The organism is Salinirussus salinus, assembly GCF_009831455.1.
Classification (GTDB): domain Archaea; phylum Halobacteriota; class Halobacteria; order Halobacteriales; family Haloarculaceae; genus Salinirussus; species Salinirussus salinus.
Window position 1 is genome coordinate 214,090 of the sequence record NZ_WOWO01000002.1, and the last position, 21,694, is coordinate 235,783.

A 21,694-nucleotide genomic window follows, 5' to 3' on the forward strand; every position below is an offset into this window, starting at 1 on the left:
GGCGGATCGGATACTCGTATGGCCGACTCCCAGTGGGCAGCACTCGTCCCCCGCCCGGTCCGGGACTTGCCCGCTGACCTCGCCGCGGTCCTGCTGTTGACGGGCGCGACCCTGTTCGTGGCGCTCGCTCCCGTCGTCCGGGAGACGCCGCTACGGGTCGTCTTCGGCCTCCCGTTCGTGCTCTTTCTCCCGGGCTACGCGCTCGTGGCAGCGCTGTTCCCGGAAGCCGGGGACGATGGCGCGTCCTCGGAGCGCGAGGAGGGCGGGAACGACGGCGGACGCGACGGCAGCGGGGTCGCCGGGGTCGAGCGCGTGGCGCTCTCGTTCGGACTGAGCATCGCCATCGTCCCGCTGGTGGGACTGGTGCTGAACTTCACGCCCTTCGGGATCCGGCTGGTGCCGGTGCTGACGGGCGTGAGTCTCGTCACGGCGGCCGCCGCCGCGGTGGCCGCGCGGCGCCGCCGGCTGCTGGCGCCCGAGGACCGGTTCCGGGTACCGTACCGTGCGTGGTACGCGACCGCTCGCGGGGAGTTCCTCACACCGAATTCGCGGACGGACGCGGCGCTGAACGTCGTTCTCGTCGTGAGCGTCCTGCTCGCCGTCTCAAGTGTCGCCTTCGCCGTCACGGTCCCCCAGCAGGGCGAGTCCTTCACCGAGTTCTACCTGTTGACCGAGACCGACGACGGTGACCTGGTTGCCGACGGCTACCCGACGAACTTCACCGTCGGGGAGTCGAAGCCGGTCGTCGTCGGCGTCTCCAACCAGGAACACGAGCCGGTCGACTACACGGTGGTCGTCGAGCTACAGGAGGTGCGACCGGCGGGACCGAACGGGACGAACCTGACTGTCGAGGGATCGACGGAGCTCGACCGCTATGGCATCGACCTCGGCGACAACGAGACCGACCGGCGGACCGTCGACGTCCGGCCGACGACGACCGGCGAGCGGCTCCGGCTGGCCTTCCTCCTGTACCGCGGGGAGCCGCCTGCGGACCCCGCTGTCGAGACCGCGTACCGGGAGACTCAGCTCTGGGTGAACGTGACCGGGGGATGAGACGGCTCACCCGTGTGGTGGGCGGCCGCTACTCGATGACGCTGAGGAAAAACGAGGAGAAGACGGTCTGTAGCCCGAGTATGATCCCCAGACACGCCAGTAGCGACTGCGTTGTCGGGGGCACGACCGAGAAGCCGGAGCCCGCCCACGTCCAGACGAGATACAGGGCGTAGCCGACGCCGGCGACGAAGAGCGCGAGGCCGGCGCCGACCCCCCGTTCGACGCTGACGTGTTCGACGAGGAACGTCGTCACCGGGTCCGTGGGCTGGCCGATGGTCCGCCCGGCGACCCGGGAGAACACGGCGAGCGCCACGGCGTGAGTTCCAACGATGGCGAACACGCTGCCCGCGATCATCGAGTTGACGCCGAACGAGCGGCCGAACACGGCCGTCCCGGTGACTGCGAACAGGAGCAGAAGGACGCCGAACACGAAGGCGCCGATCCCCGGGCCCGCAAACAGGTACGTCGGCGCGTTCGTGAGCATGAAGCGGACGTGCCGCCAGCCGTCCCGGAAGCTGTCCAGCGTCTCCTCGCCCTCGCGCTCGTGGTAGGTGATCGGCACCTCCGCGACGTCGAGGTCGGCGGCGCTTGCGGCCATCACCATCTCGCTCGCGAACTCCATCCCGTCCGTTTCGAGGTCCATCGCCTCCAGTGCATCGCGGGTGAACACCCGGAAGCCGCTGTGGGCGTCGCTCACCTCCGTTCCGTAGAAGACGTTCAGGAAGCCCGTCAGCAGCGGATTGCCGACGTGCTCGTGGAGCGCGGGCATCGCGCCCGGTTTGATCGTGCCATCGAGTCGGCTCCCCATCACCATGTCCGCGCCGGTGCGCTCGAGTTCCGCGACCAGCTTCGGGAGCTCCTCGAAGTCGTAGGTGGTGTCGGCATCGCCCATCGCGATGATGTCGCCGCGGGCGCGCTCGAAGGCGTACCGGTAGGCGTAGCCGTAGCCCGGCCTGTCGGGCTCGACGACGATAGCCCCGGCAGCCTCGGCGATCTCCGGCGTCCGGTCGGTCGAACTGTCGCTGACCACCACCTCCGTCGGCACCCCCAGCTTCCCGGCTGCGGTCCTGATGCGGTCGATACACTCCCTGACGCCCTCCTCCTCATTCAGGGTCGGCATCACCACGCTCAGCACCGGCGACTGGTCGCTGTCGGCCCCCACCAGAAGCGTGTCGGTCTCGTGCTCACCCCGCTCACCCGGGTCGGACTGTGTGAGCGATTCCCCCGGTCTGGTCCCCTTTCGTGTCGTACTTGTCATTGTCGCGAAACCGCAGGCCGGCGTCGTTGCGCGAGCGAACCTGTCCGGCTGGCTGGCGCTGCGAGGGTGATGCCAGGTCGTCTACGCCCGGTCTCCCCCGAAATTCCCCCGTCTGTTGCTCCCCGCGTCTCTGACTGAGACGACAGTCGGATGTCATCAGCAGCCATCAAATAGCTTGTGGTGGCAACAAAACCGCGGAACGGTTATGCCTACCGGTAGCACTTCAAGCTCTACTGCCGGACAGTTGTGGTATGTAAACAAACGAACCACTTGGGCAAAGTTTCCGGCGCCGTCCCCGAGCGAGTGTCGCGAGGGGGTCAGGGGCCGGTTCAGTCCCGGGCCGTCGAGGCGGCCGCGAACTCCGCGTCGGCACTCGGGGTGGGGACGTCATCGAGCAGACTCCCGATGACCGCGTCCGGACTGCGCTCGCCGAGTTCTGCCTCGGCACTCAACACCAGCCGGTGGCGGAGGACCGGGCGGGCGAGTGCCTTCACGTCGCCAGGAATGACGTATTCGCGTCCCCGCAGAGCCGCCCGGGCTTTCCCGGCGTCGAGGAAGGCCAGAGACGCCCGCGGGGAGGCGCCGTACTCCACGGCCGTGCTGTCACGAGTCGCCGCGACGACGTCGAGGATGTACTCCTTGACCGGGTCGGCGACGTGGACGTCCGCCACGGCCTCACGGGCTGTCCGGACCTCATCGGGCGAGACGACCGCCTCGATGTCCTCCGGCCCCAGTTCGGGTTCGTCGTCGAACCGGTCGAGGACCCCCCGCTCCTCGGCCCGGTCGGGCAGGCCGACGTCGATCTTGAACTGGAAGCGGTCGCGCTGGGCCTCCGGAAGCTCGAACGTCCCCTCGAGTTCGATCGGGTTCTGGGTCGCCACGACCATGAACGGCCCCGGAAGCGGGAGTGTCTCCCCCTCGATGGTGACGTTGCGCTCCTGCATCGCCTCCAGCAGCGCCGACTGCGTCTTCGGCGTCGCCCGGTTGACCTCGTCGGCGACGACCACGTTGGCGAACACCGGTCCTCGCTGGAGGTCGAACTCCCCAGTCGCCTCCCGGTAGACGTGGGTACCGGTGATGTCGGCCGGGAGGATGTCCGGCGTCATCTGGACCCGGGAGTGGGTGAGGCCGCTGGCTCGCGCGAACAGCGTCGCCATCGTCGTCTTGGCAACGCCCGGAACCCCCTCCATCAGCACGTGGCCCCGAGTGAACAGCGCCACCGTCAGCTGTTCGACGACGTCCTCGCGGCCGACGAGCACGCGGCCGACCTCGTCGCTGAGGGCGTCGTAGACCGCCTCCGGGTCGCCCGTCTCCTCGGGCGCCGTCATGGCTCCACCCACCGACTGGTCGAGCGGCTACGTCCGTTCATCTATCCGTTCGTTCTGGCGGCGGCGGTTAATCTCTTGTGCGACGCGCTCGACCCGGTCGGGGTCCCAGTCGGGGTGCTGGCGCTTCACCGCGTCGACGACCTCCTCCGTGTCGAGGGCCTCTGTCCCGGTATCGCGGTCGTCACCCCGGTCGACCGCGAGCCGTCGACGGACCGGGGCGGTGACCCAGGCAGTGCGGCCACGCCCCCACAGCGCGAGCCCGACGACGGCGACGCTCCCGGTCGCTGCGAGCGCGAGCGGCGACTCGCGGAGTATCAGGACGGCCGCCGCGAGCGGTGGGACGCCCGTGGTGTGCGAGAGGTCGAAAAGCACCGTTGAGGGTCCGTCGACGAAGTTCGTTGCGAACGCACGGTTTCCGGGCCGTTCGAGCATCGCGTTGAGGAAGACACTGGGGTCGGAGACCACGACGACCCGACCCTCGCCGACCGCCTCGACGGCGACGACGGGGTAGGAGGCGACGGTCTCGTTGTCCTCGAGCTCGCCGGAGGCGTTCGTGTCCAGGTACGCGAACGCCGAGGTACCCACGAGGACCGTCGCGTTCGGCCCCGGCTCGAGGACGGTCCCGTAGTTGAGTGTCACCTGTTCGACGCCCGACGCGAGCGTGTGGTTCGCCGAGACGTTCGTCGCCGTCGGCAGTGCGGGGCTCCGGTAGTAGAACCGCTCGTCGCGCACCAGCGTGCCATTAAGCCGGGTCTCGACGCCCAGCCCTGCCAGTAGTGGGTTCTCGTGGCTGCCGAAGTCGCCCGCGACGACCAGCGTCCCGCCGCGGTCGGCGAACGTCCGAAGACGGTTGGTCTCGTTCGCCGTGTAGGCCTCGGTCGGCGACAGGACGAAGGCGACGGTCTCGTCGGGCTCGGTGTCCCCGTAGGCTCCGACGTCGCGGGCGATGACGGTGTCCCCGGCGCGGTCGTCGGCGAGTGCGCGCAGGTCGCTCGTCCCGTCCCAGTTCGGGTTGTATGCGCCGAACGCGGCCGTCGAGAACAGACCCGCGAGGACGAGCGTCAGGGCGACGAGGCTGGCAAGGCCGACGAGCAGGGCTCGCGGCAGGTCGACGTCCGTTCCCAGTACCCGCATCAGACGACCCCCTCGGGGAGGATCGCGAGCACGCGGCGGACGACGATATACCCGAACACGAGCAGCCCCAGTCCGATGAGCCACTTCAGCCGCGAGCGCCACCGCGGCCGGACGTTGAACGGGGCCGTGAGTTCGACGACGACCAGAAAGCCGACCAGCGAGACGACGAAAAACAGCTCGTAGGAGAGCGCGCCCAGTGCAACCAGACAGAGCGCTGCGGCGAGCTGCCAGGCGAGCGTGCCGACGACGAACTGCTGGCGGCGCCGCGTTGCCATCACCCGGAAGCCACAGGCCGGTCCGGCTTAGGGCTGTCGACCGCCCGTACGGGAGACCGGCTCGTTGACGCCGTGCCAGACGGGACCGAAACGTGGAGCATATCACCCACCGGGGCGACCGTGGAGGTATGTGGCCCTGGGCCCACGCCGCCGTCGGCTACCTCCTCTACGTCGCCTACGCTCACCGCCAGGGGTTACCGCTCCGCGGGGTCCCGGTCCTCGCGACCCTCTTTGGAACCCAGGCACCCGACCTGCTCGACAAGCCGCTGGCCTGGACGTTTGCCGTCCTTCCGGCCGGCCGCTCGCTCGGCCACTCGCTTCTGTTCGCGCTCCCGCTGGCCGTCCTGTGCTGGTACGTGGTCGCCGGCCGCTTCGACCGGCCCGCGGTCGCGCTCGGCGCGGCGGTCGGGTACGTCTCCCACCTCTTCACGGACGGGCTCGGGGCGGCGCTGGCAGGGCGGTGGGCCGATCTCTCATATCTCGGGTGGCCGGTGCTGGCCCTCCCCGAGTACGAGCTCGACCCGAGCTTCGCCGCGCACTTCCTGGCCTTCGAATTCGACGAGCTCACACTCTTCGGGTTCGCACTCACGGGACTCGCGGCCGCCGTCTGGCTGCGGCTCGCCGTCCGGGCGCGCCGCCAGGCGAGCGAGCCGTCCGCGGCGCCGACTCGGGAGTGAGTCCCCGCCCGAACGGTGAGGGCGACCGCTACGACCCCTCGGTGTCTTCCGCGCTCCAGCGACAGGTCACGTGCGCGTCCGCGCCGGCCTCGTCGAGTTCCTCGGCGGTCAGCCTGACCGGCCGCTCGAGGTCGCTGGCCAGCCCGGTCGCGACGAGCGAGGCGACGGGGTGGTCGAAGCGGGTCACGGCACCGAGCGCGCTGTCATGGACCGCGACCGTCACTTGTCCGTCCTCGGCATCGACCTCGGGGTCGGCGGCCGCGGCGAGTTCGAACTGCTCGACGACGGCGTCGGCGAGCCCGTCCGCGACCGCGGCGACCTCGGACGACCCGTCTGTGACCCGGCTGCGTTCGAACTCCTCGTGGAGGCGCTGTCCGGTCGGCTCGAGTGCGACTCCGCGCTCGCGCCGGTCCTCGGGGACGACTGCGACGCGGTCGAGGTCGGCCGCATCGGGCACCGCGTACTCCTCGTGCTGCGGAACGAACAGCCGCACCTCCCCCTGTCCGGTCGGCACGTAGACGCGGTGGTCGGTGAGAGCGAACTCCTCGACGAGGGCGTCCCCGTTCGCCGCCAGCGTCGCGTAGACCCGGTCGCCGACCGACGCGGCGATGAACCGCTCGGGTGTCAGGTAGTAGGTCAACACCGCCCCGAAGGCGCCGATCCCCGCGAGCACGACGAACACCGACCGGGCGGCCGGAAAGAGGAGTCCGCCGACCGCGGCGACCGCGGCGACACCCAGCAGACCGAGCGCCGTCTGTCTGTACCGCGCCTGCGTGAGCCGCCGTGACTCCTTGCGGAGCCGACGGTTCTCCTCGCGCAGCACCTCGACGCGAGTCCTGAGGTCGGCCAGAGCCGCTTCCGGGTCCTCCGAGGGCGGCGACGCCTCGCCCTCGCTTGCGTCGCTATCGGCCCCGCTGGCGCGTCCGTCGCCAGTCTCAGAACTCATTCTCGACCGGGATGGGCTATCTCACGCCAGCGGCTAAATCAATGTACTGGCTCACGACTGAATGTGAGGGACCCTCGCCGATGGTCACGACAGGATCAGGTCACCAGTCCGGCGCGTAGTCGGGGTCGAAAAACCGCTCCTTCCTGTCGATCCCGTCGATCGTCGCCAGTTCGTCGTCGGTCAGCTCCAGCCGCCGGGCGGCCCAGTTGTCACGGATGTGGTCCTCGCCCGTGGCCTTCGGGACGGCGGCCACCCCGAGCTCGAGCAGCCACGCCAGGGTCACCCGCGGGACGCTGACGCCCCGCTCGTCGGCGATTTCCTTGAGTTCGGGCACGTCGAAGACGCTCCCGTGGGCCAGCGGCGCGTACGCGACCACGTCCACGCCGACCTCGGCGCAGTAGTCCCGGAGGGCAGCCTGCGGGAGCAGCGGGTGGCACTCGACCTGATTGGCGACGACCCCGGGGTCGGTGTCAAGGGCGGTCTGGAGGTGGGCCGGCTCGTAGTTGCTGACGCCCACACCCCCGACCAGCCCGTCGTCGCGACACTCCGCGAGCGCGGCGTGCACGAGTTCGAGGTCCCACTGCGCGGGCCAGTGGACGTACATGAGGTCGACGCTGTCGACGCCCAGGCGGTCGAGACACCCCTGGACGGCGGCCCGGACCTGCGCGCGGTCGAGGTCATCGGGGGAGCCCTCGACCGCACGCGGATGAAGCACTTTCGTCGCCAGGTAGATGTCCTCCCGGTCAACGTCGGCGGTTCGGATCCCTTCGCCGACGGGCGCTTCGTTGTCATACAGTTCGGCGGTGTCGATATGACGGTAGCCGACCTCGAGTGCGGTCCGGACGCTCTCGGCGCACTGCTCGGGGTCGGTGTTCTGCCAGGTGCCAAGCCCCAGACGGGGGACCGGCGAGTCTGCGACGACCATACCGGTGGCGCGTGTCCGGAGCCTAAGAGTCCATCGGCACTACCGGCACGGAATCTTTACCACGCCGGTCCCGAAAGCGCGTGGCATGGGAACGGACCGCGTCGCGACCTTCGAAGCCGAACTGGAAGGGGTGTCGACCGTTCACCGGACGGCTGCCGCCGACTTTGAGGAGACACTCGCTGGCGCGATTGTCGAGCCAGCCGTGGGGACGGATATCCCGACCGAGGACGTCTCGCTTGCGGACACGCCGGTCGAGACCGCACCCTCGCCGGCCGACGTCCTGGCTGCGGAGACCGGCGTGACGCCCGCAGGACTGGGCGTCGCCAACTACGGAACCATCACGCTGCCCGCAAGCGAGGAACCCCGCGAGGTGGTCAGCCTCTACTGCACCCGCCACGTCGCCGTTCTGGCCGAGAGCGACCTCGTCGCCGACATGCCCGCGGCCTACGACCGGCTGAGCGAGGACTTCGCCGCGGGGACGGACACCCAGATCCTCGCGACCGGGCCGAGTTCGACCGCCGACATGGGCGAACTGCTCCGGGGCGTTCACGGGCCCCACGAGACCCACGTCGTGGTGGTGACCGACCGATGAGCTCGCGACGTGACCGCGCGGATGACCTGCGGGAGCTGATGGAATCAGAGGGCGAAGCCATCGGCGGGAACACCCAGCTCATAAACCAGCTCACCGCCGAGAACGTCGGCAGCTTCGACCGCTACGAGGAGCTTCGGGAGGAGGCCCGCGCGACCAAGGAAGCGGCCATCGAGAACCTCCCTGACCTGATCGACCGGCTGGAGGAGGCCGTCAGCGCCAACGGCGGGCAACTGCACGTCGCGCAGGACGCTGCCGACGCCAACCGGATCATCGAGGAGATACTCGACGAGCGGGGGGCCGAAAAGCTGGTGAAGTCGAAGTCGATGACCACGGAGGAACTGGAGGTCAACGACCACCTTGAACCCGACTACGAGGTCGTCGAGACCGACCTCGGGGAGTACGTCATCCAGGTGGCCGACGAGACGCCCTCACACATGATCGGGCCGGCGATGCACAAATCGGCTGCAGACATCGCTGACCTGTTCAACGACGCGTTCGACCTGGAGGAACCCCTGTCCGACGACCCCGCGGAGCTGACCGAATTCGCCCGCGAGCGGGTTGGCGAGCACATCCTCGACGCGGACGCGGGCATGACGGGCGCGAACTTCGTCGTCGCCGAGAGCGGGTCGATCATGCTGGTCACCAACGAGGGCAACGCCCGCAAGACCGCCGTCACGCCCGACACTCACATCGCGGTCACGGGCGTCGAGAAGGTGGTCCCGACGGTCTCGGACCTCCAGCCCTTCACCGAGCTCATCGCCCGAACGGGGACCGGCCAGGACATCACCTCCTACGTCTCCCTGCTCTCGCCGCCGGTCGACACACCGATTCCGGACTTCGAGGCGGACGAGTTCCGCCCCGCCGAGGAGCGGGATTTTCACCTCGTGCTCGTGGACAACGGCCGGATGGCGATGCGCGAGGACGAGGATCTGCGGGAGACGCTGTACTGTATCCGGTGTGGCGCTTGTAATAACGCGTGTGCCAACTTCCAGTCGTTGGGGGGACACGGCTTCGGCGGCGAGACCTACACCGGCGGCATCGGCACGGGCTGGGAGGCCGGCGTTCACGAGATGGAGGGTGCCGGCGAGATGAGCGAACTCTGTACAGGCTGCTCGCGGTGCGTGCCCAAGTGCCCGGTGAAGATCGACATCCCGTGGATCAACACCGTCGTGCAGGACCGAACCAACCGCGACGCCGAACCCGGCGATTTCGACTTCCTGGTCGACGGACTCACACCCGACGAGGAGCCCTCGGGGCTCGACCTGCAGAAGCGCTTTTTCGGGAACATCGAGACCGTCGCGAAGCTGGGGTCGCTGGCGCCCGGGCTGGCGAACGCGCTCGCGGACACGAGCCTGGCGGACTGGCTGCTGGAGCGGTTTGTGGGGGTCGACGAGCGCCGAGACCTGCCCGAGTTCGCCGGCGAGACCCTGCGGGAGTGGTACGGTGCCCGCGGGCCCCGCGTCGACGACCCCGACCGCGAGGTGGTCCTGTATCCGGACCTCTACACCGAGTACTTCGAGCCCGAACGCGGGAAGGCGGCCGTCCGGGCGCTGGAGGCGCTGGGGGTTCGGGTGCGGATCCCCGAGGTGCCTGAGAGCGGCCGGGCACCGCTCTCGCAGGGGATGGTCGCGACCGCCCGCGAGCAGGCCGAGCGAGTGCACGGCGCGCTCGTGGGCCACGTCGACGACGGCCGGGACGTGGTCATCATCGAGCCAAGCGACCTGGCGATGTTCCGGTCGGACTACGAGCACCTGCTGCCCGAGCGCTCCCACGAGCGCCTGGCCGAGCACAGCTACGACGTGATGGAATACATCTACGGCCTGCTGGAGAACGGGGCCGACGCCGATGCCCTCGCGGGGCCCGCGGGTGAGGGGGAGGGAAGGGGAGACGAACGGGTCGCCTACCACAGCCACTGCCAGCAGCGGACGCTGGGCGTCGAGCGCTACACCACGGCCGTGCTGGAGGAGCTCGGCTACGAGCTGCGGGAGTCGGATGTGGAGTGTTGCGGGATGGCCGGCTCTTTCGGGTACAAATCCGAGTACTACGAGGTGAGCATGGACGTCGGCAAGCGGCTACGGGCGGACCTGGGTGACGTTGCGGGGGAGGAACTGGTCGCGAGCGGGACCTCCTGCCGGACGCAGCTGGACGCGCTGTACGACCGCGCGGCGACCCACCCCGTCGAGTTGGTCGCTCCAGAGACCGGGTCTCGGTAGCTAGCTCTTCCTCTCATCTGGTGTTGGGGGCCCGGCCCGTTCTGCATCGGTCGGAACTGTTCGGTCCGATGGACGTCTAAGTCAGTCGGGTTCTAACGGGATGCGGTCGAGGCCGACGGTGTCGTAGTCCAGCTCGGTCGAAAGAACACGCTCCTCGGACAGGGACGAGTACTCGACCGGTATCTATTCGGAACGGACCCGGAAACAACGCTTATTCCACGAAAAGTCATATTGATGACAGTATCGCGAGATGTCGTCCAGCACGGACGCCGACACGGAGCGGGGGGAGGCGGGTGCCGAGTCGGCCACGGAGCACGCGGTCCGCTGTTCCGGGGTGTCCCACGAGTACCGTAGCCGGGAGTCGCGGCTGCTGCCCTGGCGCTCCGGCGAGGTGACGGCGACCACAGCACTGAAGAACGTCTCGCTGGCTGTTGAGAGGGACGAGGTGGTGGGTGTCGCCGGCCCCAGCGGGAGCGGGAAGTCGACGCTGTTGCACCTGCTGGCCGGGTTGACAGTCCCAACCGACGGCACCGTCGAGGTTGCAGGGACGGACCTGGCGTCGCTGTCGGCCCGCGAGCGGACGGCCTTCCGGCTCCGGCACGTCGGGCTGGTGTTCCAGCGGTTCCACCTGCTGCCCTCGCTGTCCGCGCGGGGGAACGTAGCGCTCCCGCTACTCCAGCGCGGGGTCGGGCGATCCCGGCGGCGTGAAAGGGCAGAGACGCTCCTTGAACGGGTGGGTCTGGACGACCGGGTCGGCCACCGGCCCGCCCAACTCAGCGGGGGTGAACAGCAACGGGTCGCCATCGCGCGGGCGCTCGTGACCGAGCCGGACGTGGTGCTGGCCGACGAGCCGACGGGGGAACTCGACGCCGAGACGGGTCGGACTGTTCTCGACGTCCTGACCGAGGCCGCGGGGGGGCGGGCAGTCGTCATCGCCTCCCACGACCGCGCGGCGCTCGCGGCGGCCGACCGGGTGTACCGCCTCGGAGACGGCGAACTCGCGTCCGCGGGCATCGAGGCCCGCCGATAGCGATGGCTGCTCCCGACGACGGTGGGTCGCGGTGGGCCCGGTGGCGAGGGCTGGTCGGGCTGGCCGGGCGCCGCCTCCGCGGCCGGACGGCAGACGGCCTGTTCAACCGCGTCACGTTCACGGTGCTGGTCGTCGCCGTCGCGGTCGCGCTGCTCGTCGTCGTCACCGGGCTCAGTCTCGGGCTGGCCTCGGGGGCCGCGGTCGGGGCCGGGAACGCCGACTTCCGGGTCGTCCCCGAGTCGGGTGGCACGCTCAGCTCCGTCGTCGCGGTCGGGGACCCGGCGCTCGGCGACGCTCACGGCCGGGCCGCGGAACTGGCAGCCGTCGATGGCGTTCGTCGGGTCACGCCCGTGCTCGTCGGGGTCGTCCGATTGCGCGCACCGGCGAGCGAGGCCCCCGAGTACGTCCTTGGGGTCGGGGTCGTCCCGCCCGAGGAGCCCGTCCGGGTCGGCGGGCTGTCGACGGCGCCACTGACACCCGGCGACTCCGGGTTCGTGAACGGGAGCGGAGATGGGTCCGGTGCGGGTGACGGCGGCGAGACCACGGGCGAGGTCGTCCTCTCGCCGGCGGCGGCGACGCTTCTGAACGCCTCGGCTGGCGACGACTTGGTGGTGGGTAGCCCGGCGTCCGGGACGGTCGAGTACTCGGGGTACGGGGTGACGGCCGTCGCCGACAGCCGGGCGCGGGGGCCGGCCGGCAACGCCCCGGTCGCGCTCTTTCACCTGCGTGACCTCCAGGCGTTGACCGGAGCTGCGGAGGGCGACCAGGCCACGCAGGTCCTCGTCTGGACGTCCGGATCGGGTGTGAAACCGCAACTGGAGGCGACCGCTTCCGGGGCGCAAGTCCTCGAGCGGGGCGGACTGAATGCGGAGCAGGTCTTCGACTCGGACCTCCCACTGGCCGTCGCGGCCGCCGCGCTGCTCGTCGCGCTCGGCGTCGTCGGCCTGTTCGTCGCGACCACGATGGGCCTGGAGGTCGAGACCGACCGGCAGTTCCTGGCGGTGCTGGCTGCGGTCGGCGTCGCCCGCCGCTCCCGGCTGGCCGTCGTCGCCGCGACGACGGTCGGCCTCGCGGCGCTCGGCGGCCTCGTGGGCGTGGTGCTGGGTGCGGGCCTCGTGGTCGCCCTGAACGTCGCTGTACCCGCGCTGCTTGGCCTCCCGGTGGCCGTCCAGTTCTCGCCGCTCCTGGCGGTCTACGGCGTTGGGGTCGCCGTCCTCGCGGGGCTGCTCGCAGTGCCTTACCCGCTGGCCGTCGCGCGCCGGACAGCCACCAGCGAGGTGCTCGGGCGGTGACCGGGGAGCGGCTCAGGCGTGCGTGGGGCGCGGTCGGGCTGGCCGGGGTTCGACTCCAGCGGAATCCCCGGCGGACCGCGCTCGCGGTGGTGGGCGTCGGGCTCGCGGTGCTCGCGGTGACGCTCTTTGCGAGTGTCGGCCTGGGCGTGGCGGCGACCGGCGAGGAGAAGTTCGACAGCTCCGGGCGGGATCTGTGGGTGACCGGTGGGCCACTCGAGATCCGCGCCCGGGAGACCGCGCCGCTGGAGAACAGCCTCCTCGGCGCCCACGAGGTGGCCGCGGGGATCCGTAGCCACGAGGACGTCGCCGTGGCCACGCCGATGGCTTTCCAGGCCATCTATGTCGGCGCGAACGCCTCGGACCTGCGGCTGATTACTGCTGTGGGCGTGCTGAAAGCCCCCGCGGGGACCGCCGTCTCGGTCGACAGCGGGGAGGGGCTGGAACGGGGGGACGTCCACTACGCCAACGGGAGCTACGACGGGCCGATGACCCGGAACGTGCTGCTGGACCCGGGGACCGCCGAGCGCCTGGGCGTCTCGGTCGGTGACACGGTCCACGTGGGCGCGAGCCGGGCGGGCGCACGCGAGCGGGGGTTCACCGTTGTCGGGGTCTCGTCGACGTTCTCGAACTTTCTCGGGACCGAGACGGCCGTGTTGCACCTGAGCGAACTCCAGGCGCTGACGGGGACGACCGGTGCGGACCGGGCGTCGCTGCTGACCGTCCGGCTGCGGGAGGGTGCGGACCCAGAGGCAGTCAGGGCTGACCTGCAGGCGGCCTATCGTGACCTGGAGGTGCGGACGAACCGCGAGCAACTCACCGCGGTTCTGGGCCGGCAGGCGCCCGTCGTGGGGAGCGCGGCCGCGCTGGTCGCGCTGAGCGTCGCGTTGGGGCTGGCGCTCGCGCTCAATCTGCTGTTGCTGACGGTCACCCAGCAACGGCGCGAGCTGGCCGCGCTCCAGGCGATCGGGCTCTCCCCGCGGACGCTCTCGCTGACGGTCGGCACCCAGGGCCTCCTGGTCGGCCTCGGGGGCGCGACCCTGGGGATGCTCGCGACGCCCGTCGCCGCGGCCGGGCTCGACCGCGCTGTCGCCGCGGTCGTCGGGTTCGAGTCGCTGCTCCGGACGCCCCCGGAGGTGTACCTCCTGGGCGCGGCCGTCGCCGTGGGCGTCGGGACGCTGAGTGGGCTCGTCGCCGGCTGGTACGCGGGCCGGACCGCGACGCTCCCGGAGCTCCGGGGGTAGGGCCGCCGCTCGTTCGGCCTGCGAGTGCGCTCGCTCGGGCGCCAGCGTGCGCGCACGGTGACAGCAGGGAACGACGCGACTGCCGGCCGTCCCCGTCCGAGCGACCTTCCTGTGGGCGGAGAGCCGACTGGCTTGCGGGAGACTCGGCGAATCCCCGGGAACGCGAGTGGACAACCGTCCCGGACGTATCGGGCAACTATCCCGGGGGTATCGTCGGAGCCAGCACCGCCAACCTCGGGCCAAGCCGACCCTTTCTTCGGCGCGACTGGAATGTTCAACGCACTTAGGGTTTTACCGTTTGCTGTCGATACTGGGAGTGAGCCGAACACACCACGGAGCCACAATCATGAGTTTCGACCGGCGTACGTATCTGAAGGGAACAGCTGCGGCAGCGGTACTGCTGGGTGGCCTCGGCGGGGCCTCGACGGTGCTCGGCCACCCCGGGAGGGGCGGCCCGCCGGGGTCGGGCTCGGGGTCCGGAGGGGGGTCCGGGCCCCCCGGGTCGGCACCCGCCTGTCCGGCCGGGACGACACCGCTCGCGCGCTACGAGGTCAACGGTGGAGGGGTCCAGTTCGTCGAGGGGGACGATGTCGTGAGTTTCTCGGGTGTCGGCGGTCCCGGCCCGGCGACCGCCTTCGAGTGGGAGGCGACGGACCTCGTCGCCGTGGTGAGCGCCCGCGCGGGCCCCGACCGGACGTACTTCGAGGGCGGGTTCGAGGGGAGCGTCGACGTCGGCTCCGGAGGGCCGCCGGTCAGCAGCGTAACCTTCTGTGCCCCGCGGGGCGGCCGGGCCGTGCTCTGCGAGCTGGACCTGAACGGGCACTACGACACCGACTTCTCCCTCCCTGGGGACCCGGCAGGTGTCGAGTTCAGTCGCGATGAGATCGCGCAGGCGAAGTACAACTCCGATTTCGACGAACTCAGCCCGGAGACAACCCTGCAAGTCCAGGCCATCTTCAATCGCCAGCCGTTCCCCGACGGGACGGGGCCCGGGGATGTCCACACGCGCGAGGAGATCGCCCGGGACCGCTACGGGGGGCACTTCAATGCGCTGAACCGGGCACGGACCATCGAGGTCCAGAACGACTACGACAGACAGTTCGGGCCGCTTCCCTCCGGTCCGGCCACCAGTCTCGACACTATCTCGCAGGCGAAGCACGGCCATCCGTTCGTGGACCTCAGCATCGAGACGACCGGCCAGGTCCAGGCCATCTACAACCGTCAGCCGTTCTCCGGGGACGCGACTGCGGTCCGGACCCGGGAGGAGATCGCGGAGGACCTCTTTGGGTTCCCTGGTGAGGAGGCCGACCTGCCCGACGAACTGGATCGCGAGCAGCTCGTTGCGGTCCAGAACGCCTACGACGAGCAGTTCGGGCCGACGCCGCGGACTGGGGTCGTGTGCGTGACCTCCGACGGGACGACGCAGGATTACGCCCACGCGATGGTGAACGTGGCCTCGCGGCTGGACGAGCGGATCCACCTGGGAAAGCTCCGCGGGCTGACCTTCGACTATTACGAGGGGTCGGAGAACACGGGCAGCGTCCCGGACGAGCTGTTCGTGACGCTGCTGACGCCGGAGGGTGACGCCAAGCTGGCCGTCACCCACGTCGGAGAGGAGGGGCCAGTCGAGGAGTGGCAGAGCGTGGACGTCTTCGAGGCCATCGAGAACCGGGACTGGAAGGTCGAGGACGTCTCGCTCGCAGACTTGCGGACCGGGCAGGCCGCCGCCGCGACGGCGCGCTCGCTCAGGGACGGCCCCGACGAGGAGGTCGTGCTCGGCGACGAGTTCCCGGATGCCACCCTGCTCGGGGTGGGCTTCGGGGCCGGCAACACGCGCAAGCCGACGACCATCGAGCGATGCTTCGACGACATCGTCGTCGAGTGGCACCCCGGTGACGAGTCCGGAAGCCTGCGCGAGGAGACGTTCGACTTCCCGGCGCTGCTGGAGCTGGCCGTCGACGACGTCACGACGCGGGGCCAGGGACAGCTACGGGTCGACCTCTCCTTCGCGGACGACCCGGAGGGCGTGGACCTGGAGGATGTCGTGCCGGAGTCGGTCAAGCTGAACGCGTTCGGGGCCTTCGCCGCGCCCACGGAGCCCGGGGTCGCGCCACAGCAGGTGCGGGTGGAGGATGGGGTGCTCCGGTTGCGGTTCCAGTTGCAGCGGGTCGAGGAGGTGCTGGACGGTGAGTCACACTTCCTCCTCTCGGGTGACTTCGACGTTCCGACGGGGACGTCGTTCTTCGCCGCCGGGGGGCTCTGAGTTCTCCCGGGCCGGATGCTCGCCCGGGACGCTTTCCTAAGAACTAAGAAGTTCAGCCCGACTGTCCTAATCGTGGAATGCTGTCACCGTACCGGTAAAACGAACACTCGTGCGTGGTCGGCTGCGCCGACCGTCGGGACCGCTACCAACGACTTCTGAGATATGGACGACGAGACCGTCGACACGGAGGACATCTCTGCCCGGCAGAAGCTCCGGGCGATCGTCGAGGTGGCCACCCACAGACCGCTGCTGTCCGTGGGGATCATCGTCTTCGGGGTGACGACCGCGGCGCTGGAGGGCGTGGGCCTGGGGTTCATCCTCCCGATCATCCAGGTGGCCCAGGGGCAGGCCGAGCCGTCGGGGCTGGCCGCGCTGTTTGCGAGCTTCTACGACGCCATCGGCGTCCCGTTCACGCTGGAGTACATCATTGCCGGCGTCGGAGCCGTGCTCGCGGTGCGGTACGCCGCGGCCTTTGCCGTACAGTGGCTGCGGGGGATCCTTGAGGCCGTCTACGTGCGCCACCTCCGGGACGAGGCGTTCCGGAAGGGGCTGGACGCGCGGGTCTCCTACTTCGACCAGCAGGGTTCCGACGAGATCCTGAACGCGATCATCACCCAGACCCAGTACGCCGGGCGGGCGATCCAACGGACCGTCCGGGTGCTTGAACTCGTGCTCGTCGGAGGTGTGTACGTACTGATCGCGATGTACATCGCGCCCACGCTGACACTCGTGACGGGGATCGTGATGGGTGGGTTCGTGTTCGGGGTGCGTCGCGTGTTGGAGAGCGGGACCAGCGTGGGCAGCCGCGTCGCGGACGCGAACGAGCGCGTGCAGGAGGCTATCCAGGCCGGGATGCAGGGCATCCGCGACGTGAAGCTGTTCAACATGGAGGAAGAGCTGTACAAGGAGTTCAAAGATTCGGTGGACCAATTTGTCCGGGGGACGATCGACCAGCGGCGAAACCAGTCTGTAATACGGAACGTGAATGATTTCGCGATCGCGGCGACAATCTTCGGCTTGATCTATCTCGGACTCCGGGTGTTCTCCCTGTCGCTTGGTAGCCTTGGCTTGTTCCTGTTTGCGATGTTCCGGCTGGGTCCAAAAGTGAGCAACATGAACGACGTGTTCTACGGGCTAGAAGCAGACTTACCTCATCTCGTTCGAACGCAGCGGTTTACAGAACGGCTGGAAGCCCGGGCCGAGTCTTCGTCTGTTGACCGACCTATCGAGTCCGTCGACACGGTGGAATTCAATAATGTGTCGTTCAGTTACGAAACCAGTAACGAGCAGGTTCTTGACGGAGTTTCATTCTCCGTCGATCGCGGGGAATTCATCGGCTTTGTAGGTCAGTCAGGGGCAGGAAAATCAACGATCGTCTCACTGCTAGCCCGGTTGTACGACCCAGACGAGGGTGAAATCTTGGCCAATGGAACACCGATAAAGGATTTCGACATCTCTGAGTGGCGTGACCGGGTCTCAGTCGTCCGGCAGGACCCGTTCGTGTTTAACGACACCCTCCGAACGAACATCACCATCGGGAACCGAGACGCGACACAAACCGACGTCGAACGCGTCGCCAAAATTGCACGTGTGACTGAGTTTCTGGACGAACTGCCAAATGGGTACGATACGATTCTGGGTGATAACGGGGTCCGGCTATCAGGCGGACAGCGCCAACGGGTAGCAATCGCTCGTGCCCTGCTGAAGGACGCCGACCTATTGATTCTAGACGAGGCAACAAGTGATCTGGATACCCATCTTGAAGAAGAAGTACACCAAGCTATCGAGTCGATGGAGCGCAATTACGGAATGATTGGTATTGCTCATCGCCTGTCGACAGTGACGGGGGCAGATCAGATCATTACAATGAGTGACGGAAAGATCGTTGAACAGGGTTCACATGATGAATTGTTAAGTAAAGGCGGCCAATATGCGGGATTATATACATCTCAATCATAATCAAAAGTCAGAATTCAGCTATTCATGTCTGTAGTATATAGAAATTCATATATTCACTCTCCACGATTATATCTGACTTTGTTGAAACCCTTGCTGGGAAATATGACCAGTGATTATCGGGAGGTGAGATGAACGCCCTCCCGAGATCGCGTCTTCTCCGGTACGTTGAGCGTGCTATGGTGCTGGCTCGACATGCTGTTCCACGGTTCTCAACCCGATACTCACGGAAGCGACTTACACCCTGGCAACACGCCGTTCTGCTCTGCCTGAATATCAAAAATATTATAATTTACCGCGAACTTGTTGACGAACTCATCGAGACGTCGCGCATTCGAGACGCCCTTGACCTCGCTTCTGTTCCTGCACCCTCGACACTGTACGAAGCTTTCGACCGTTTGAAGATGGTCATTTGGCGGGTGCTGCTGAATGTTTACCTCGCGGACTTGCCGCTCAACGGTGGCACCGGTATTGATGCCTCCGGGGTTGAGCGAGCGCATACCTCAACTCACTACACTAAGCGAATGAATCTCACCATCCAGCAATTGAAGCCGACGCTATTGGTCGATACAGCTACCGACGCCGTTCTCGAGATCCACGTAACGACGACACGATAACGCGATACACATAGCGCATCACAGGTAGTGAAACGGAACGCAGCCTCCATCGGGGTGTTGATTGGTGATAAGGCATAAGATGACCAGAAGCCCCCGCATTTCGTCCGGCGTCACGACATCCGGCCACTCATTAAGCACCGTGAGTTCACATCTCTCTACAAGGCGCGGGATACTCGGCTGGTTAGCGAACTCTGTTCCAACGGAAATGCACGAGACAGTCAATACGGCGGTCAAACAGAAATCCGGTATATTCGTTCAGTCACGTCTCTGGTGGAAGCAGCTCTGCGAGCTCGTCATCAAATGCATCGTTCATAATCTGGACCGAGGTCTCGCCATTTCACATGGGGACGAATCTTGAGGATTCCGAGAGGAACTAACTACTGAATATAGAGGATGGGCCTTGTTTAGACGCCAGCGTTCAGCGGTCAGCCACCTCGATTGCGCGTTCGATGTTTCGCACCGCTGATTTCATGACAAGTTCGCGGAATTGACCGAACCACGTTCTCGCCCACAGCGTCTCACCGTATCGCTGGCGTAAGCCGAAAAACACGGATTCAGCATTCGAACGCTGGTTATACGCCCGGTCGTGGATGAGTAAGTTTCTCGCCCAGCCTCGGAAACCTGGGCCGCGTTGCGGAATCAGCGGTGTGATACGTTCAGCACGCAACCTCTTGCGAATTGCTTCCCAGTCGTATCCTTTATCGGCCGCCACAGCCGTCAACTCGTCGAGATTCCGCACCAATACCTGCAAACCGACCTGTGTATCATGCGGTTGTTTCATCGAACAGTGTATATCTAGGATCGCACTCGTTTCACAATCGACGAGCAGCGTGGTCTTCACCGCCTCGAACGTGTAGTCCGTCCGTTTTGCGTAGTGCTGGCTCGCTTGGACACGATCCACGCCGGTTGCGTCGATTGCTTGGACATCTCCGAGTTCGTACAGTTCAACCGACGCGTCGAGGATTGCTCGCCACTGCTTCATCGGAATCGTTTGCTTCCGCGCACAGATCGTGGAGAAGTGAGGGAGCGTCTCAACGGTTAGATCGAGTGATTCTGCAACTCCCGGCATTTCTCGCAGGACATCCATCAGCTTCCTGTAATCGTGGTTGAGATACTCTTTGAGCCCCTGAACAGCGAGAATTACCCAGTCGGCATACCCTTCTCTTCCGGGTCGGTATGCCGGAGCTGGCTCGCCAGCGACGGCTTTTTTGGAGAGCGACGCAACCATCTCTGCGAAGCGGGAGGTCTTGGTTTGCACACCCAATCCGTCCCGCTTCACTTCCTAGTAGATTTGGTACTCTGTTAGAGCTACTAGTTTGACGACACTAGTGGAACAATCTTCAGACTGATCAAGTCTCTCCGTCTAAACAAGGCCTAGAGGATGTAATCAGCAGAGCGGTACAGCGAGGGCGCGTAGGTACAGCGTCAGGAGTTACCGATACCCGAGTGCTTCTAACCTTCCCTCAACCACCGAGTCGTCAGGCTCGTCTAAATTCTTCGGCGTGTTAGGGACCACTTCCCGACGTTCAGCAGTGGGCAGTTCGTGCCACGGGACAGTAACAAGAGCGGGATGCCTGATCCCTCTTGGATGGCCGTATCCTCTAACTGGGAGCGGGGAAAGAGGCTCTCCGACCAAATTCCCATGATCCGCGGTGACCACTACTTTGCCCACCAGCTCGTTCTGCAAGCGGCGCACGGCCGGCTCTGTCAAGCGATAATTTTCCGCATATGCCTCCCACACCGTCGTCTTGTCAACGGGGCAGCGGAGGTTTTGCAATAGCGTCCAAATATCTTCACCGCCGCTCTTGAGGTCGCCAGAGCCGAATGAACGGCCAATTTCTCCGATGAAGGGGTAATGCGGCTGCATGAAGTGCACAATGAGTCGTTTGTTCGGATATTCTTCAGCGGCAGCACTGGCGACCTCAGCGACCGCCTCAGGCGGAACTGTTCCTAAATCATCGTTCCAATGCGTGGCATAGACGTTCTTCACGTCAAAAAATGTCTCCTCGGGGAGATCGCTGGTAAAAGGGTTCGCTGAGACATAGACGGCTTCCCAGAGCTGCTTGTCATGAAAGTTCATCTCCAGGAACTCCTTTGAATCACTACCTGCAGAAATAACGCTGTCCGTCTCGCCCTCAAGCGTTGATTCCTGTTGGAAAAGATCGAAGCGGCAGCCGTCAAGAATTACGAGTATATCCCAGTCGGCGGCAATCACGTCAAATCCAGTATGAGAGCGCGACGACAACGACCTATTCACAGTGGCGCCAACTCGTCGTAGCTCTCCATAAATACGGCCAGGCTCGCTCAAGGCACGGATTGCGGCCTCAATGGTGTATCTACGCCCCATCACTCCCATACACAACGACGCTTTCCTTAGCTTTTAGTATCTATAGCAAAATTGCTGTTTGACTGTCACGGCATGAGTCCAACAGCAGACGCAGCGATGTGTATTTTTGAGGTGTCTGCGTCGACGGTAATATCAGCCCCCGAGTCTTGTTACAGGTCCAACTGGTAATTTGCCTTCGCTTTATCTGGTGCAGGCGATGGCGGACCCGCCACTGTGAAGGTGGATCTTGTACCCTCAACACGGTATTCGTCGTATGCAACTGTGGATCCCTGTCCATTCACGATACGGAGTTGGAGCAAAAACGGGGTTCCCGAGATACCCGAAATGGCTACACTCGCGTTTGTTTCAGTCATTGCCCGCGGCTTCTTCGCAGTATATTGCAGATATAGGATATCCGGGGAATATAATCAGTGCTGAACCCGCTTTTGCCCATGTTAACCGTCTGCCCGCTGCCGCTTGATTGGGGCGTCACAGTCGTTGTTTGGTCGGCCTCTAAGCGGGCTGCCTATGTCGTTTCTTATGACACGGCGAACACTCCGATGGTGTA

Annotated in this window: 17 protein-coding genes and 1 pseudogene; 10 read left to right on the top strand and 8 right to left on the bottom strand. The window is 66.3% G+C overall.

The window, feature by feature from the left end; translation table 11 throughout:
* Positions 1-18 precede the first annotated feature (18 nt).
* Positions 19-1,053: a DUF1616 domain-containing protein gene (locus tag GN153_RS04280; protein WP_159900175.1), complete on the top strand. Its 1,035-nt coding sequence runs from the start codon at positions 19-21 to the stop codon at positions 1,051-1,053.
* A 28-nt stretch (positions 1,054-1,081) separates the two neighbouring features.
* On the opposite strand, the gene GN153_RS04285 is transcribed toward GN153_RS04280, so the two are convergent.
* From GN153_RS04285 to GN153_RS04300, 4 genes are all read right to left on the bottom strand, one after another.
* Entirely contained in the window at positions 1,082-2,311 is a 1,230-nt protein-coding gene (locus GN153_RS04285; protein WP_159900177.1) for a glycosyltransferase family 2 protein, read from the bottom strand.
* Between the two features lie 329 nt (positions 2,312-2,640).
* Positions 2,641-3,639 (bottom strand): AAA family ATPase, encoded by a 999-nt coding sequence (locus tag GN153_RS04290; protein WP_159900179.1) that lies wholly within the window; start codon positions 3,637-3,639, stop codon positions 2,641-2,643.
* Between the two features lie 27 nt (positions 3,640-3,666).
* Entirely contained in the window at positions 3,667-4,773 is a 1,107-nt protein-coding gene (locus tag GN153_RS04295) for a DUF4350 domain-containing protein (RefSeq protein ID WP_159900181.1), read from the bottom strand.
* Positions 4,773-5,048, bottom strand: a complete 276-nt coding sequence (locus tag GN153_RS04300) for a hypothetical protein (protein WP_159900183.1) — start codon at positions 5,046-5,048, stop codon at positions 4,773-4,775. The genes GN153_RS04295 and GN153_RS04300 overlap by 1 nt, the downstream gene beginning before the upstream one ends.
* Before the next feature lie 128 nt (positions 5,049-5,176).
* Between GN153_RS04300 and GN153_RS04305 the strand changes: the two genes are divergently transcribed.
* A complete protein-coding gene (locus GN153_RS04305) occupies positions 5,177-5,725 on the top strand; it encodes a metal-dependent hydrolase (RefSeq protein WP_159900185.1) in 549 nt (182 codons plus the stop codon).
* A 28-nt stretch (positions 5,726-5,753) separates the two neighbouring features.
* Here the strand turns inward: GN153_RS04305 and GN153_RS04310 are convergent, their stop codons facing one another.
* Together GN153_RS04310 and GN153_RS04315 are read right to left on the bottom strand one after the other, a co-directional pair.
* Complete coding sequence (locus tag GN153_RS04310; RefSeq protein WP_201287806.1) at positions 5,754-6,671, bottom strand: hypothetical protein; 918 nt, start codon at positions 6,669-6,671, stop codon at positions 5,754-5,756.
* A 100-nt stretch (positions 6,672-6,771) separates the two neighbouring features.
* Positions 6,772-7,596, bottom strand: coding sequence for an aldo/keto reductase (locus GN153_RS04315; protein ID WP_159900187.1), 825 nt, complete (start codon positions 7,594-7,596; stop codon positions 6,772-6,774).
* Positions 7,597-7,681: 85 nt separating this feature from the next.
* On the opposite strand from GN153_RS04315, the gene GN153_RS04320 reads away from it, so the two are divergent.
* From GN153_RS04320 to GN153_RS17445, 8 genes and pseudogenes are all read left to right on the top strand, one after another.
* On the top strand, positions 7,682-8,188 hold the full coding sequence (locus GN153_RS04320) for an LUD domain-containing protein (RefSeq protein WP_159900189.1): 507 nt from the start codon (positions 7,682-7,684) through the stop codon (positions 8,186-8,188).
* A complete protein-coding gene (locus tag GN153_RS04325; RefSeq protein WP_159900191.1) occupies positions 8,185-10,401 on the top strand; it encodes an LUD domain-containing protein in 2,217 nt (738 codons plus the stop codon). The genes GN153_RS04320 and GN153_RS04325 overlap by 4 nt, the downstream gene beginning before the upstream one ends.
* 250 nt (positions 10,402-10,651) lie before the next feature.
* A complete protein-coding gene (locus tag GN153_RS04335) occupies positions 10,652-11,431 on the top strand; it encodes an ABC transporter ATP-binding protein (protein WP_159900193.1) in 780 nt (259 codons plus the stop codon).
* A 2-nt stretch (positions 11,432-11,433) separates the two neighbouring features.
* Positions 11,434-12,723, top strand: coding sequence for an FtsX-like permease family protein (locus tag GN153_RS04340; protein WP_159900195.1), 1,290 nt, complete (start codon positions 11,434-11,436; stop codon positions 12,721-12,723).
* On the top strand, positions 12,720-13,964 hold the full coding sequence (locus GN153_RS04345) for an ABC transporter permease (protein ID WP_201287807.1): 1,245 nt from the start codon (positions 12,720-12,722) through the stop codon (positions 13,962-13,964). The genes GN153_RS04340 and GN153_RS04345 overlap by 4 nt, the downstream gene beginning before the upstream one ends.
* 346 nt (positions 13,965-14,310) lie before the next feature.
* A complete protein-coding gene (locus GN153_RS04350) occupies positions 14,311-16,227 on the top strand; it encodes a hypothetical protein (protein WP_159900197.1) in 1,917 nt (638 codons plus the stop codon).
* Between the two features lie 162 nt (positions 16,228-16,389).
* A complete protein-coding gene (locus GN153_RS04355) occupies positions 16,390-18,186 on the top strand; it encodes an ABC transporter ATP-binding protein (protein WP_159900199.1) in 1,797 nt (598 codons plus the stop codon).
* 128 nt (positions 18,187-18,314) lie between these two features.
* Positions 18,315-19,158, top strand: a pseudogene (locus tag GN153_RS17445) (transposase).
* A gap of 60 nt (positions 19,159-19,218) precedes the next feature.
* Here GN153_RS17445 and GN153_RS04365 read toward each other — a convergent pair.
* Together GN153_RS04365 and GN153_RS04370 are read right to left on the bottom strand one after the other, a co-directional pair.
* Positions 19,219-20,058, bottom strand: a complete 840-nt coding sequence (locus GN153_RS04365) for an IS5 family transposase (RefSeq protein WP_201287808.1) — start codon at positions 20,056-20,058, stop codon at positions 19,219-19,221.
* A 174-nt stretch (positions 20,059-20,232) separates the two neighbouring features.
* Complete coding sequence (locus GN153_RS04370) at positions 20,233-21,156, bottom strand: hypothetical protein (RefSeq protein ID WP_159900205.1); 924 nt, start codon at positions 21,154-21,156, stop codon at positions 20,233-20,235.
* Positions 21,157-21,694: the final 538 nt, after the last annotated feature.

What these genes read in the sequence shown, in the direction of transcription:
- GN153_RS04340 (WP_159900195.1), top strand. Translation starts at nt 11,434, where the DNA reads ATGGCTGCTCCCGACGACGGTGGGTCGCGGTGGGCCCGGTGGCGAGGG.
- GN153_RS04335 (WP_159900193.1), top strand. Translation starts at nt 10,652, where the DNA reads ATGTCGTCCAGCACGGACGCCGACACGGAGCGGGGGGAGGCGGGTGCC.
- GN153_RS04300 (WP_159900183.1), bottom strand. Translation starts at nt 5,048, where the DNA reads ATGGCAACGCGGCGCCGCCAGCAGTTCGTCGTCGGCACGCTCGCCTGG.
- GN153_RS04290 (WP_159900179.1), bottom strand. Translation starts at nt 3,639, where the DNA reads ATGACGGCGCCCGAGGAGACGGGCGACCCGGAGGCGGTCTACGACGCC.
- GN153_RS04355 (WP_159900199.1), top strand. Translation starts at nt 16,390, where the DNA reads ATGGACGACGAGACCGTCGACACGGAGGACATCTCTGCCCGGCAGAAG.
- GN153_RS04370 (WP_159900205.1), bottom strand. Translation starts at nt 21,156, where the DNA reads ATGGGAGTGATGGGGCGTAGATACACCATTGAGGCCGCAATCCGTGCC.
- GN153_RS04350 (WP_159900197.1), top strand. Translation starts at nt 14,311, where the DNA reads ATGAGTTTCGACCGGCGTACGTATCTGAAGGGAACAGCTGCGGCAGCG.
- GN153_RS04280 (WP_159900175.1), top strand. Translation starts at nt 19, where the DNA reads ATGGCCGACTCCCAGTGGGCAGCACTCGTCCCCCGCCCGGTCCGGGAC.
- GN153_RS04305 (WP_159900185.1), top strand. Translation starts at nt 5,177, where the DNA reads ATGTGGCCCTGGGCCCACGCCGCCGTCGGCTACCTCCTCTACGTCGCC.
- GN153_RS04310 (WP_201287806.1), bottom strand. Translation starts at nt 6,671, where the DNA reads ATGAGTTCTGAGACTGGCGACGGACGCGCCAGCGGGGCCGATAGCGAC.
- GN153_RS04320 (WP_159900189.1), top strand. Translation starts at nt 7,682, where the DNA reads ATGGGAACGGACCGCGTCGCGACCTTCGAAGCCGAACTGGAAGGGGTG.
- GN153_RS04285 (WP_159900177.1), bottom strand. Translation starts at nt 2,311, where the DNA reads ATGACAAGTACGACACGAAAGGGGACCAGACCGGGGGAATCGCTCACA.
- GN153_RS04325 (WP_159900191.1), top strand. Translation starts at nt 8,185, where the DNA reads ATGAGCTCGCGACGTGACCGCGCGGATGACCTGCGGGAGCTGATGGAA.
- GN153_RS04315 (WP_159900187.1), bottom strand. Translation starts at nt 7,596, where the DNA reads ATGGTCGTCGCAGACTCGCCGGTCCCCCGTCTGGGGCTTGGCACCTGG.
- GN153_RS04295 (WP_159900181.1), bottom strand. Translation starts at nt 4,773, where the DNA reads ATGCGGGTACTGGGAACGGACGTCGACCTGCCGCGAGCCCTGCTCGTC.